Annotated in this window: 13 protein-coding genes and 1 pseudogene; 8 read left to right on the plus strand and 6 right to left on the minus strand. The window is 70.8% G+C overall.

What is annotated here, in order from left to right; translation table 11 throughout:
- Positions 1 to 27: 27 nt before the first annotated feature.
- Positions 28 to 483 (minus strand): MarR family winged helix-turn-helix transcriptional regulator, encoded by a 456-nt coding sequence (locus tag JHN63_RS26765; RefSeq protein ID WP_200685228.1) that lies wholly within the window; start codon positions 481 to 483, stop codon positions 28 to 30.
- Positions 484 to 556: 73 nt separating this feature from the next.
- The gene (locus tag JHN63_RS26770) at positions 557 to 1,654 is read right to left on the minus strand and encodes a PP2C family protein-serine/threonine phosphatase (RefSeq protein ID WP_200685230.1); all 1,098 of its coding nucleotides are present in this window, start codon (positions 1,652 to 1,654) and stop codon (positions 557 to 559) included.
- 336 nt (positions 1,655 to 1,990) lie between these two features.
- On the opposite strand from JHN63_RS26770, the gene JHN63_RS26775 reads away from it, so the two are divergent.
- The 5 genes from JHN63_RS26775 (at position 1,991) to JHN63_RS26795 (ending at position 6,923) form a co-directional block, all read left to right on the plus strand.
- The gene (locus JHN63_RS26775) at positions 1,991 to 2,371 is read left to right on the plus strand and encodes an ATP-binding protein (protein WP_200685232.1); all 381 of its coding nucleotides are present in this window, start codon (positions 1,991 to 1,993) and stop codon (positions 2,369 to 2,371) included.
- Between the two features lie 113 nt (positions 2,372 to 2,484).
- Complete coding sequence (locus JHN63_RS26780; protein WP_200685234.1) at positions 2,485 to 4,392, plus strand: primary-amine oxidase; 1,908 nt, start codon at positions 2,485 to 2,487, stop codon at positions 4,390 to 4,392.
- A complete protein-coding gene (locus JHN63_RS26785) occupies positions 4,385 to 5,800 on the plus strand; it encodes an APC family permease (protein WP_234477746.1) in 1,416 nt (471 codons plus the stop codon). The genes JHN63_RS26780 and JHN63_RS26785 overlap by 8 nt, the downstream gene beginning before the upstream one ends.
- On the plus strand, positions 5,790 to 6,278 hold the full coding sequence (locus tag JHN63_RS26790) for a hypothetical protein (protein ID WP_200685236.1): 489 nt from the start codon (positions 5,790 to 5,792) through the stop codon (positions 6,276 to 6,278). The genes JHN63_RS26785 and JHN63_RS26790 overlap by 11 nt, the downstream gene beginning before the upstream one ends.
- 54 nt (positions 6,279 to 6,332) lie before the next feature.
- The gene (locus tag JHN63_RS26795) at positions 6,333 to 6,923 is read left to right on the plus strand and encodes a TetR/AcrR family transcriptional regulator (protein ID WP_200685238.1); all 591 of its coding nucleotides are present in this window, start codon (positions 6,333 to 6,335) and stop codon (positions 6,921 to 6,923) included.
- Positions 6,924 to 6,926: 3 nt separating this feature from the next.
- Here the strand turns inward: JHN63_RS26795 and JHN63_RS26800 are convergent.
- A pseudogene (locus JHN63_RS26800) lies at positions 6,927 to 7,154 on the minus strand (non-oxidative hydroxyarylic acid decarboxylases subunit D).
- A gap of 216 nt (positions 7,155 to 7,370) precedes the next feature.
- Here JHN63_RS26800 and JHN63_RS53040 point away from each other — a divergent pair.
- On the plus strand, positions 7,371 to 7,529 hold the full coding sequence (locus JHN63_RS53040; protein WP_234477751.1) for a helix-turn-helix domain-containing protein: 159 nt from the start codon (positions 7,371 to 7,373) through the stop codon (positions 7,527 to 7,529).
- A gap of 178 nt (positions 7,530 to 7,707) precedes the next feature.
- On the opposite strand, the gene JHN63_RS26810 is transcribed toward JHN63_RS53040, so the two are convergent.
- On the minus strand, positions 7,708 to 8,976 hold the full coding sequence (locus JHN63_RS26810) for a cytochrome P450 (protein WP_200685239.1): 1,269 nt from the start codon (positions 8,974 to 8,976) through the stop codon (positions 7,708 to 7,710).
- Between the two features lie 244 nt (positions 8,977 to 9,220).
- On the opposite strand from JHN63_RS26810, the gene JHN63_RS26815 reads away from it, so the two are divergent.
- Positions 9,221 to 9,886, plus strand: a complete 666-nt coding sequence (locus JHN63_RS26815) for a TetR/AcrR family transcriptional regulator (RefSeq protein ID WP_200685241.1) — start codon at positions 9,221 to 9,223, stop codon at positions 9,884 to 9,886.
- A 190-nt stretch (positions 9,887 to 10,076) separates the two neighbouring features.
- Here the strand turns inward: JHN63_RS26815 and JHN63_RS26820 are convergent, their stop codons facing one another.
- A complete protein-coding gene (locus tag JHN63_RS26820; RefSeq protein ID WP_200685243.1) occupies positions 10,077 to 11,534 on the minus strand; it encodes an MFS transporter in 1,458 nt (485 codons plus the stop codon).
- A gap of 177 nt (positions 11,535 to 11,711) precedes the next feature.
- Here JHN63_RS26820 and JHN63_RS26825 point away from each other — a divergent pair, with 177 nt between their 5' ends.
- Positions 11,712 to 12,167 (plus strand): MarR family winged helix-turn-helix transcriptional regulator, encoded by a 456-nt coding sequence (locus JHN63_RS26825; RefSeq protein WP_200685245.1) that lies wholly within the window; start codon positions 11,712 to 11,714, stop codon positions 12,165 to 12,167.
- Between the two features lie 87 nt (positions 12,168 to 12,254).
- On the opposite strand, the gene JHN63_RS26830 is transcribed toward JHN63_RS26825, so the two are convergent.
- On the minus strand, positions 12,255 to 13,172 hold the full coding sequence (locus JHN63_RS26830) for a hypothetical protein (RefSeq protein ID WP_200685247.1): 918 nt from the start codon (positions 13,170 to 13,172) through the stop codon (positions 12,255 to 12,257).
- Between the last annotated feature and the right edge of the window lie 74 nt (positions 13,173 to 13,246).

Here is a 13,246-nt window from a genome sequence, read left to right on the forward strand (position 1 = left end):
TCGTACTCCTGGGGTCTGCTCGGTGGGTCAGGTGGCTATCCGGCGGATCACGCCGAGGAGCCGGGGCAGGTCGGCGGCGTCGACGTGGTCCAGGACGTGGCGCCGGACACTGGAGAGATGGGCGGGCCAGGCCTCCTGGAGGCGGGCGAGGCCCTGGTCGGTGAGGACGGCGTTCCAGCCGCGGGCGTCCTCGGCGCAGCGCTCCCGTCCGACCAGGCCCTGCGTCTCCAGGCGGGTCACGATCCGGGTCATGCCGCTGAGCGAGAGGTTGCAGACGGAGGCCAGCTCGCTCATCCGCATCCGTCGGTCCGTGGCCTCGGACAGATGCATGAGGGTCGTGTACTCGGACAGCGGCAGGCGCTGCTCCCGCATCATGTCGGCGTCGACGGCCCGGGGCAGCACGAGCATCACCCGGGCGAGCTCGCGCACCAGCTCTTCCTCGTGCGCGCTCATGGGTCGCAGTGGCTGTTCGGGCGTGGTCATGCCACCAGTTTACTTGATTGACGAAACAAGCAAGTGGGCGATCAACGGGTACGCCGGTACGGGCCTCCGGGGCTCAGTTGTCGGTCGAGGCCTCGCCGGTCGTGGTCGCGTGGCCGTGGTAGCGCAGCAGGAGCATCGCGGCGTCGTCGTGGAGCGGCCCCGCCGTGTGGCGGACCAGGTCCTCGCGGAGGGAGTCCAACGCGCTCTGCGCGTCGTGCTCCTTCAGCAGGTGGGCGCGTTCGCCCAGCGGATAGAAGGTGCCGTGGTCGTCGCGGGCCTCGGTGACGCCGTCGGTGTACAGCAGCAGCTGCTCGCCCGGGGCGAAGCGCACGGGGAACGGTTTCGGGGTCTCGCCGCCCTCGGTGCCGCCCAGGCCGAGCGGCGGGGCGTAGGCGGGAGGTGTGGGGAAGTCGGCGGTGCCGTTGCGGCGTACGACCATCGGGGGCGGGTGGCCGTAGTTGAGGAAGAGCACCTCGTGGTCCGTGCCGATCTCGGCGAGGACGGCGGTCACGAACTTCTCGTCGGACAGCACGCGGGAGACGCTGCGCTCCAGGCGTTCGCCGAGTCCGACCAGGTCGGCTTCGTCGTGCGCGGCCTCGCGGAACGCGCCGAGGACCACGGCGGCCGTCTCGACCGCGGCGAGCCCCTTGCCCTGCACATCGCCGACGATCACCCGCACGCCGTGCGGGGAGGCGACCACCTCGTAGAGATCGCCGCCGATCCGGGCCTCCGCGACCGCCGAGGTGTACGACACCGCCGCCTGGAGCGGGCCCGCGGTCAGCGGCACCGGCCGCAGCAGCACGCGTTGCGCGACCTCCGCGATGGAGCGCACGCTGGCGAGTTCGGCCTCACGCCGGCCGCGCATCACAGCGGCGGCGATGCCCGCGCCGGTCACGCCCACCACCGACACCATCGCCAGGAACCCTCTGCGTTCCTGGAACAGGCCGTCGTAGAGGCCGAGTCCGACGCACAGAGCGAGTGCCGCCGCGCCGAACCAGGCGGTACGGCGCCAGCCGCCGACCAGTCCGGCGAAGGCCGGACCGAGGGAGGCCAGTGGCAGGAATCCGAGGCCGGGGCCGGTGACGAGGTCGCCGACGGCGACCACCGCCATCACCGCGGCGGGCAGCCAGGTCAGCACGGAGAGACTGCGCTGTGGCTTCGCTGCGGCCATGGTCCACTCCAAGGGCGTCGCGGCTTCTGGGAGCCCGCCTTCCGCAGGGGCCCCTCCCCCGCCTTTGGACATCGCAAGGTTGCCAGGCTATCCCCTCGGCGCGCCCGGCCCTTTACCCAATTGAGGCCGAGAGCGGACATTTCCTGATCGACGACAACCAACTGCCGCCGCCTGGTTGCCGATCACGGACTCCGGGCACATGAACTGTGGAGGACCGGCCGCGCACGACGTGCGGAGGCCCCGGTGCGGCGCCGCCGCGGGGATACCGGGTTGTCCTAGGAGGGGAAGTGATTCGCCATGCGTACGCATCGGCGTACCCATAGGCGTTCTGTACGCGTGGAGTACCTGCTGCCGGACGAGGCCGCGTCGGCCGGTCAGGCACGGAGGCTGACCTCGGAGTTCCTCGCGCGCTCCCGCCCCCGGATGACCCGGGTGGACGCGGAGCAGATCGACGACGCGACGCTCATCGTGTCCGAACTCGTCGCCAACGCGACCGAGCACGGTCGCGGCGAGTGCCGACTACGCCTCCAACTGTCCGACGAGCGCGTCACGGTAGAGGTCTACGACGACAATCCGGCCCCGCCGCGTGTACGGCCGCTGACGGCCGAGGGCGAGAGCGGACGAGGTCTGGCCATGGTCCGCTGTCTGGCCCACCGCCTCGACGTCACCCCGCTCACCGGAGGCGGCAAGCGGGTGCGCGCGATCCTGGCCATCTGACCGGACTTCCCAGTGACTTAACAGCAAGGCAACGCGGGCGTACTGCCGAGCGAAACGTGGCCGCGCGATTTTTTGCTCTACGGACGTAGAGAAAAAATCCCCCGGAGGCCCGTATGGCTGCCGCTCCTCATGCCCTCGACCCGCTCACCCCGGACGAGATCACCGCTTCCCGCGAGCTTCTTGTGGCGGCCGGGCTGGTCACGGAGGCCACCCGCTTCGCCTACCTCGGACTCCTCGACCCGCCCAAGTCCGCCCCGGAGCAAGGGGATCGGCGGCTGCGGGTCCTGCTGCTCGACACCGCCGGCGGTCCCTCCCGCGACGCGACGGTCTCCCTGACGGACGCGCGGGTCGTGTCGCACCGGTCGATCGATGCCGCGAGCGAAGGACAACTCCCGGTCCTGGACGAGGAGTTCGCGCTCGTCGAGCAGATCCTCGCCAAGGACCCGCGCTGGCTGGACGCCCTGGTCGCGCGCGGCCTGGACCTCGACTCGGTGCGCGTCGCCCCGCTGTCGGCGGGTGTGTACGACGCCGAGTACCCGCAGGAGCGGGGCCGCCGCATCCTGCGCGGGCTGGCCTTCGTGCAGGAACACGCGAAGGACCACGCGTGGGCGCATCCCGTCGACGGACTCGTCGCCTACGTGGACGTCCTGAACCGGACCGTGGACCAGGTCATCGACCTCGGTCCGGTACCGGTGCCCGCGGAGTCGGGGAACTTCGACGACCCGGCCGTCACCGGCCCGCCGCGCACGACCCTCAAGCCCATCGAGATCACCCAGCCGCAAGGCCCCAGTTTCGACCTCGACGGCAATGCGCTGACGTGGGAGAACTGGACTCTCCGCATCGGCTTCGACGCCCGCGAGGGCCTGATACTCCATCAACTCGCCTTCGCGGGGCGCCCGGTGATCCATCGCGCGTCGATCGCCGAGATGGTCGTGCCGTACGCCGACCCCTCCCCAGTGCGGTCCTGGCAGAACTACTTCGACACCGGCGAGTACCTCATCGGCCGCTACGCCAACGCGCTCCAGCTCGGCTGCGACTGTCTCGGCGACATCACCTACCTCGACGCGGTGATCGCCGACGAGACCGGCACACCGCAGACCCTCACCAACGCCGTCTGTCTGCACGAGGAGGACTACGGCATCCTCTGGAAGCACACCGACCTCTGGGCGGGCTCCGTCGAGACCCGGCGCCAACGCCGCATGGTGCTCTCCTTCTTCACCACGGTCGGGAACTACGACTACGGCTTCTACTGGTACCTGTACCTCGACGGCACGATCGAGTTCGAGGCCAAGGCCACCGGCGTCGTCTTCACCTCCGCCCACCCCGGCGGCGACTATCCGTACGCCACCGAACTCGCCCCCGGCCTCGGCGCCCCCTACCACCAGCACCTGTTCAGCGCGCGGCTGGACATGGCGGTGGACGGGCCGGTGAACCGCGTCGAGGAGGTCGAGACGGTCCGGGTACCGATGGGGCCGGACAACCTGCGCGGCAACGCCTTCGCCCTCAAGCGCACCCCACTGACGCGGGAGAGCGAGGCCCAGCGGATGGCCGACGCGGGTGTGGACCGCGTGTGGCACATCTCCAACCCCGAGTCCCTGAACCGGCTGGGGCGACCGGTCGCCTACGCCCTGCACCCGGAGGGCAAGCCCGCCCTGCTCGCCGATCCCGAGTCCTCGGTGGCGGCCCGCGCGGCCTTCGCCACGAAGCACCTCTGGGTCACCGCCTACGACCCTGCCGAGCGCTACCCGGCGGGCGACTTCGTCAACCAGCATCCCGGCGGGGCTGGCCTGCCCGCGTACGCCGCCGCCGACCGGGACCTCGACGGACAGGACCTCGTCGTCTGGCACACCTTCGGACTGACCCACGCCCCGCGTCCCGAGGACTGGCCGATCATGCCGGTCGACACCACGGGCTTCACGCTCAAGCCGGTCGGCTTCTTCGACCGCAACCCCACCCTCGACGTGCCGCCGACCACCTCCGGCCACTGCGGGACAACAGGCACGGGAGGCTGTCATGTCTGAACAGACCATCAGCGGCAGCACAGTTGACGCTCCCTCAAAACTCCGTGGTTCCATCGGAGTCGGCGGCATCGTGTTCATGGTCGTCGCGGCAGCCGCCCCGCTCACCGCCATCGGCGGCGCCCTGCCGGTGATGCTGGCCATCGGCAACGGCCCCGGCGTACCGGCCGCGTATCTGCTGGTCGCCGTCGTCCTGTTGCTGTTCAGCGTCGGCTACGCCGCGATGAGCCGACATGTCGTCGACACCGGCGCCTTCTACTCGTACGTCACCGCCGGGCTCGGCCGCATCACCGGCACCGGCGCCGCCGGCCTGGCGCTGCTGACGTACAGCACGATCCAGGCCGGGATCTACGGCCTCTCCGGCGTCACCCTGGAAGGGCTGGTCGTGAAGTACGGCGGCCCGGACCTGAGTTGGTGGCTGTGGGCCGGTGTGCTGTGGGGACTGGTCTCGGTGCTGGGCTTCCGCAACATCGAGGTCGGCACGAAGGTGCTGTCGGTGCTGCTGGTCCTGGAGGTCGGCATCGTCACGGTGATGACGGTGGCGATCCTCGCCCAAGGAGGCGCGCACGGCATCGACTTCGACTCCTTCACGCCGGGTGCCTTCAGTACGGGGTCGGCGGGCATCGGGGTGATGTTCGCGGTCGCGTCCTTCGTCGGCTTCGAGGCGACCGCGATCTACAGCGAGGAGGCGAGGGACCCCAAGCGCAGTGTGCCCAGGGCGACTTACCTCGCGGTCGTCGCCATCGGCGGCTTCTACGCGCTGTCCAGTTGGGCGGTCGTGCTCGCGGTCGGCACGGACGAGGTGCGGGGTGCGGCGGCGAAGAACACGAGCGGGCTGGTGTTCGCCGTGGCCGGGCAGTACGTCGGTTCGGCCGCCTCCGACACGATGGAAGTCCTGCTGCTGACCAGCCTGTTCGCGGCGCTGCTCGCCTTCCACAACGCGATCTCCCGCTATCTGTTCTCCCTCGGCCGCCAGGGCGACGCGCCCGCGATCCTGGGCCGCAGTCACGCCAAGCACGGTTCGCCGCACGCCGGTTCGCTGGTGCAGAGCGTCTCGGCCGCCGTGGTCGTGGGGGCGTTCGTCCTCGCCGGATCCGATCCGGTCCTGGAGCTGTTCACCTGGATGAGCGGGCTGGCCACGCTCGGGGTGCTGGTGCTGATGATCCTCGTCGGGGTCGCGATCATCACCTTCTTCGCCCGCACCGGGACGGACACCCGGCTGTGGCACACCCGGTTCGCGCCGGCGCTCGGCGCGCTGGGGCTGTGCTGGATCACGTACATGGTGCTGGCCAACTTCACGACCCTGATCGGTGGTTCGGCCTCCCTCGCGCGGCTCTTCGAGGGGATCGTCGTGCTGTTCTTCGCGGCCGGGGCGGTCTCGGCCGCGATCCGGCGCCGCCGTGATGCATGACGTCCTCCCGGCCGCCGTCGCACTGACGGGCTCCGGTCTCTGCCTCGCGGGGCATGTGCCGGGGCCCGTACGACGCTGGGCTCCGCACGCCGTCGTGCTCGCGGTGACGCTGGTGATGGTGGTGGGGAGCCCGGGGCCGTACGCGCTGCTCGTGAGCGCGGGCGTGACGGCGGGCATGTGTCTCTTCACCCGCGGGTCGGTCGCCGTCGATCTCGCGGTGATGGCCGTGGTCACGGCGGCCATGGCCCGCCTTCCACAGGGACCGCACGACCAACACACCGACGGCCACGGGCTGTTCGCGCTGGCGGTGGTGCTGTGGCTGCTGGCCCGGGCGGGCGTCGTCATGCATCGGGCGCTGCGTCCCGGTGCGCCGCGCGCCGACCCGACCGGCGGGATCGGCGGGATCGGCGGGATCGGCGGGATCGGCGGGATCGGCGGGGCGATGATGGCCCTGGGGATGGCCGGCATGCTGAGCTGACCGGGGCCGGACCGGTGTCGGAGCGGAGAACAGCGGCTGGATTAAGGTCGGGGCATGCCCAAAATCGTCGATCATGACGCGCGGCGCCGCGAGATCATCGAAGCCGTATGGGCCCTGATCGCAAGACGCGGGCTCGACGCCGTCACCATGCGGGACCTCGCCGCGGAGGCCGGATACGCCAACGGTGCGCTGACCGGCTACTTCCGCAACAAGGACGAGATCCTGCTCGCCGCGTTCCAGCACGCCTTCGAGAGCACCAACGTCCGCGCCCGCGAGTCCATCGCCGACGCGACCGGCCTGGCGGCACTGCGTCTCCTCTGCCTGGAGATCATGCCGCTCGACGACGTACGCCTCATGGAGGCCCGGGTCGTCATCGCCTTCTGGGACCGCGCCGTCCACGACGACCGCATGGCCGGGGTCCACGAGAACGCCATGGCGGCCTGGCGCGAGCAGATGTGCGGCTACCTCCAACAGGCCCGTGGACAGGGCGACATCGGCACACGGTCTCCCGACGACGAGGTCGTCGACACGCTCCTCGCGGCCCTCATGGGTTTCCAGATCAACGCGGTCCTGCTGCCCCACGCCACCACGCCCCGACGTCAAGAGGCGGTTCTCGACGGCCTGTTGGGCTCGTTGCGACCGTAGGACTCAGTTCACGAGCAGCGGCGGTACGACCGGCACCTCCGGCGCGGTCTCGATGTCGGCCGGTGTCATCCGGAACTCGACGGGGTACGCCTCGCGCCGGGTGCGGCGGTCGGGTTCGGTGGTGCGTCACATGTGGAGGCAGCGGACGCATTGGAGTACGTCCCACACGCCGGGGACCGGTGAGGTGATCACGGTGTCGACCGTGTCGTGGGCGCAGCGGGGGCAGGTCATGGCGGGTTGCTCCTGACGGTAGTTCGGGGATCGGGTCAGCGGGCGGCGATGAGGGTTCGCAGGTGCACCGGTACGTCCTCGACGACCTGACGACGGCCCGGGGCACGATCGTCATCGGCAGCCCGGTTTCGTCCTGGCCGATCCCCCGTACGACCAGTCACCGCTGCTCCCGGCACAATCCCACGCCCAGGCAGCGGACTTGACGCCCGCATCCTCCTGGAGGCCGAGCGCCTCCTCGTCCACACCGACACGACGACGGCGGACGTCTCCCGCGCCCTCGGTTTCGCCGAGCCGACCGACTTCGCGCAGTTCTTCCGCAAGCGGGACGGGCGTACGCCGCTGGAGTTCCGGGCGGTGGAACGCGGGCAGACATGAGCGGTGAAGGAACTCCAGCCGGGCGGGACCGCCGTACGACGTGACGTCTTTCGCCGCAGGGTGTGGAGTGGTCATGCGCTCCGGGTCGTCAAGGACACCCCGGAAGCACTTGCCCTCGGGTGCGCGCCCTGCCGAAGCCGGCCGCCGACTGCAACTGGAGGAACTGGCACCCCGAGCCTCACCGGCCGGACCCCCAACTGTCCGCCGACGCGCTGACCTTGGGCTGGTCGGTGCCGCCCGTGTCTCCCAACGGCCCGAGGCGCACCGGCAGTTCACTCAAGCCCCGCAGCAGCGTGCTCGTTCGCCACGTCAGTGTCGCTGGGTCGGTGGCGAGTGCGAGGTCGGGGCAGTGGTGCAGGAGGAGGCGTACGGCGATGGCGGCCTCGGTGCGGGCCAGGGGTGCGCCCAGGCAGTGATGGAGGCCGTGGCCGAAGGCGAGATGTCCGGGGCCCCGGCGCGACAGGTGGAAACGGTCGGGTTCGGGGAAGTGCAGGGGATCACGGGAGGCCGCGGCCAGGGAGATCTGCACCGCGTCTCCGGCCGGTATGAGGGTACCGGCGAGGTCCAGGGACTCGGCCGCGAAGCGGAACGCGGTGGCGTGGACGGGCGAGTGGTAACGCAGCGACTCCTCCACGGCGGCACCGGCCAAGTCCGGCTCGGCGCGCAGCAGTTCGAGCTGGTCGGGGTGGGTCAGCAGGGCATGGACGGTCGCGGAGATCAGATTGACGGTCGTCTCGTGGCCCGCGACGAGAAGGAGGAAGGCCATTCCGAGGAGTTCCTCGGAGGTGAGGGGCGACTCGGTGCCGGGTTCGCGGGCCGCGGCGACCAGGTCGCCGAGCAGGTCGGTCTCTCCGGTGCCGCGCTTGCGGTGGATCAACTCGGCCAGGTAGCCGCCCAGCGCGGCGGCGGCCGAGGCACCCGCTTCGGGCGAGGCGGGCATGACGAGTTCGTCCGACCAGGCGTGGAACACCGTACGGTCGACGGCGGGCACCCCGAACAGGTCGCAGATCACCGTGACGGGCAGCGGCAGGGCGTACCGGCTCACCAGATCCACCGTCCCGTGCGCCGGCAGTTCGGCGAGCAGATCGCCGGCGATCTCCACGATGCGCGGGCAGAGGGCGGTGGTCCGCGCGGGTGTGAAGTGGCCCGTGACCAGCCGCCGTAGCCGCGTGTGGTCCGGCGGGTCGGTCTGCAGCATGTTGCGGCCGAGGGCGTGTCCGCCGTCGTCCTGCCAGGTGGAGGAGTGGCGGATGTCGTTGCGCAGACGGGTGTCGGCCAGCGCGGCGCGTGCCGCGTCCCGACTGACGACCAGCCAGCTCTCGCCGCTGCCCGGCACCAGGACACGGTGCACGGGGCCCCGCTCGCGCAGGGCCGCGTAGACGAGGTGGGGATCGGCGGCCAGGTCATGACCGTCGGGAGCCAGATCTTGCAGGGTCGGTGCCGGCACGGCACTCCTTTCGATGGTCACCGGGTGGTCGGGGGCGGTCGGTCGCCGGGCGGTGACGGTCGGGTCATGGCCATCGATCCCAGCGCCGCCCACAGGCCCACCGCCCCTCCCGGGACCAGTGCCGTGCCACGCATGACGCACCCCGTTCCAAATAAAATGGGGACTACTCCCCACTTGATGAATCGACGATAGCATCACTACCGGGGAGCACTCCCCACCAGCCCGGAAGATGAAGAGGACGCAGATGACGGGCCCGAACGACGTGCCGACGCCTGCTCGCCGCCGCGATGCGCGGCGCAATCGGGAACTGCTGATCGAGGCCGCCCGCGCCGTCTTCACCGAGCAGGGGCTGCACGCGCCGATCGATGTGATCGCCCGCCGCGCCGGCATCGGCAACGCGACCCTGTACCGACACTTCCCCACCCGCGCCGCGCTGGTGGACGCGGTCTTCCACGACCTGCTCACCGGCACGATGACAGCGGGAGAGGAGGCGCGCGCCGTCGACGACGCCTGGGCGGGGCTGACCGGTTATCTGGAGACCGTCTTCGCCGGGCTGGCCGCCGATCGCGGCACGAACGACCTCATGACCACCCACCTCGACGGCGTCGAATCGCTCCAGGCCGTGCACGCCCACAACCGCCGCACCGTGGAACTGCTGTTGGGCCGGGGCCGCGACCAGGGCACGGTCCGTGCGGATGTCACCCCGGAGGACGTCCTGTTCGCCCTCGCCGCGCTGGGTCGTACCGTCCCCGCCCTCACCTCGGCCGCCGGCCCCGACGCCTGGCGCCGCCCCCTGACCCTCCTTCTCGACGGCCTGCGCGCCACACCCGCCACCGGCCCGCTCCCCTCCCCCGTCCTCACCGCGGCACAGCTCAACGACACGTTGCAGGGCCTCGGACCGCAGAACTGAGCGGAAAGGCACGGCCCGTGCCCGCTCCAGGTCCGTCGCCGACCACAGCGACCGGCGGACCGGACCCACCACAAGAGCCCGGGCCCACCGGGGAGTTGGTGAGCAGACAGCGCACTGCCCGGCGTCGGAGAGCAATCGTCCGCTCCTTCGACGCCGGGCAGCACACCCCCGTGCGTTCAGCTCCCCCAGGTCAGGACTCGACCCCCGCCTCCTCCAACTTGCCGGTGCGCTCGGGCTGTTCCTCGCTCGGCGTCGCCTGGCGTACCGCCGGGATCGCCGCCGCGACCAGGGCCGCGAGGAGGGCGACGCCGCCGCCGATGAGGAGGCCCGTGCGGAAGCCGCCCTCAGAGGTGAAGGTGTAGCCGCCCGCCGTGGTGGTCATCTGCGCGAGGACGACGCCGATCACCGCGGCGCCGATCGAGGTGCCGAGGGAGCGCATGAGGGTGTTGAAGCCGTTGGCGGCCGCGGTCTCGGCGATCGGGACCGAGCTCATGATGAGGGCGGGCATCGCGCCGTAGGCGAGGCCGACGCCACTGTTGATGACGATGATGACCACCATGAGGCCCCAGGCGGAGCCCATCAGACCCATCGACAGGGCGTAGCCGGCGGTGATGACGAGGACGCCGCTGATCAGGGTGAACTTCGGGCCGCGGGCGTTGGTGAGCTTTCCGCCGAGCGGGGAGACGATCATCATCATGATGCCGCCGGGGGCCATCCACAGGCCGGCGGCGAGCATCGACTGGCCCAGGCCGTAGCCGGTGGCCGCGGGGAACTGGAGCAGCTGCGGCACCACCAGCATGCTCGAGTACATGCCGACACCGACGAAGACCGAGGCGATGTTGGTGATCAGGACCCGGGGGCGGGCCGTGGTGCGCAGGTCGATCAGCGGGTCACCGGTGCGCAGCTCCCACACGCCCCAGCCCAGGAAGGCCACGATCGCGACGGCGAACAGGCCGAGGATCGTGCCCGAACCCCAGCCCCAGTCCGCGCCCTTGGAGATGCCGAGCAGCAGGCAGACCAGGCCGACGGCGAGGCCGAGGGCGCCTGGGACGTCGAAGCGCTGGCCCTTGGCGGCGGCGGGTACATCCGGGATCAGGAACCAGATCAGCGCGGCGACGACGACGGCGAGCGCGGCCGAACCCCAGAACAGGGCACGCCAGTTGGCGTACTGGGCGATACCCGCGGCGATCGGGAGGCCTAGGCCGCCGCCGATGCCCATGGAGGCGCTGACGAGTGCGATGGAGGGGCTGAGCCGCTCCTGCGGTACGACGTCCCGCAGCAGGGCGATGCCCAGCGGGACCATGCCCATGCCCATGCCTTGAAGACCGCGTCCGACGATCATCGGGACGACGGAGGAGGAGAGCGCGCAGACCACCGAACCCACGATCAGCGGGACGGAGCAGGCGAGCAGCATGCGGCGCTTGCCCAGCAGGTCGCCGAGGCGGCCGACCACCGGCACGCAGACCGCCGCCACCAGCAGGGTGGCCGTGATCACCCACGCGGCGTTCGAGGACGAGGTGTGCAGCATCTCCGGCAGATCGGCGATGAGCGGGGTGACCAGCGTCTGCATGATCGCGGCGGTGGTGCCCGCGAAGGCCAGCGTGGCGACCACGCCGCCTGCGGGGGCTGTGGGCTGGGGGGCGTCCATGACGGGACTCCTCGGCATGTCTGTTCAGTCGGGATATGAAGGAATGTGCATCGTACACATCGTATGTATCAGCCATGTGATGGGGATGATGCATAACGTCGTGCGAGGATGGGCCCGGCCGTCCCGAACCGCAGGACCCGGTGGCGGCATCGGCAGGAAGCAGGAGGCAGCGGACCGATGGACAGGCGCACGCGCGAGGTCGAGTACGAGCAGATGCTCCTCAGCCGGCACGGGCTGCTCGCGCAGAAGGGCGGGCGCCGCAAGGACGGCGTGCTGGAGCGCAGCGCCTACATCCTGTTGAGCCGGATCCGCATCCAAGGGCCCATGTCCATCGGCGAGTTGAGCGACGCCTTCGGTCTCGACACGTCCACGCTCAACCGGCAGACGGCGGCGGCCATGCGGTCCGGGCTGGTGGAGCGCATCCCCGATCCGCAGGGCGGCATGGCCCGCAAGTTCCGCATCACGGACCAGGGCGAGCGGCTGCTCGACGAGGAACGCGAGGGTCTCGTCCGGTCCCTGGACCAGATCATGGACGACTGGTCGGACGAGGACATCGACACCTTCGCGGCTTTTCTACGACGCTTCAACACCGACATCGAGCGGATCGGCGGGCGTCCCTGGCCACGGCCGTGAGCCCCGCCCCGTGACAACTCACGGGACGGGGCGGTCAGTTCACGCCGGGCGCGTCCGTATCAGGAGAAGCGCCGGGCGTGCCTTGCGTCAGGAGGAGCGGCGGGCGCGGCCGGCCGCGTAGACGCCACCGGCGCCCAGGGCGATCACCAGGGCGGCGCCGCCCGCTATGAGGCCGACCGGCGCGCTGGAACCGGTCTCCGCGAGCGGCTGGTTGCCACCGTTCGGCGTCGCCTTCGGAGAGGGGGAGGGCGTCGACTTCAGCGGCGGGACGTGCGCGGAGGTGGGCGGCGTCGTCGACGGCTTGGGGCTGGCCGGCGGGGTCGACTCCTCGGCGGGAGGCGTGCTGTCGGCCGGGGTGGACGGCGTCGCGGGCGGGGCCGAGGCCGGCTGGGTCGGCGTCGGGGTGGGCGAGTCCGGCGTGCTGGGAGTGCACTCCTTGTCACCGCCGTTCCAGGCCGCGATGAGGTGGTAGGGAGTCGTGATGTTGTCGGGCTCGTACGGAAGCGGGCCATGACCCTCGCCCGTGCCGCCGTCGTACGTGACGTCGTCGCCGTACAGGTCGATCTGGCCGTAGCAGTCGGGCGACTTGACCTTCAGCTGCTGCCAGGTCTCCTGCGAGCCTGCGACGTCCTTGGCGGTGAGGTAGACCGTGGCCTTGTCGACCATGGTCTGGTGGCCCGAGGTGTACCAGTTGGAGCCCTCGGTGGTGTATTCGGCGAGCGAGACGGGGTACTTGCAGCTCTCCCCGACGCTCTGGTCGGGGGCCAGCCGGACCTCGACGGTGCCGGGGACGGTGTCCCACTGGTGGAAGCCGCCCTGCGAGGTCCAGTCGGCGCCGAGAACGTTTCCATCGGCACCGACGATGCGGTACTGCACGGTGGCGGACTGGCAGGCGGCGGAGTCGGTGGCGCTCGCCTGGCCGGCCGCGAGCACGGGCCCGGCGGCGGCGACGAAGGCGGTGGCCGCGAGGGCGGACAGGGATCGGAGGTGGTGCGAACGTGACAAAGTGAGCCTCGACGATGGTGAAAGGTGTGGGAGGTGGCAGAGCGCGAGCGGCGGGCGCACGAAGGGAGACGATC

It is taken from the genome of Streptomyces sp. MBT65, from assembly GCF_016612545.1.
Lineage (GTDB): Bacteria > Actinomycetota > Actinomycetes > Streptomycetales > Streptomycetaceae > Streptomyces.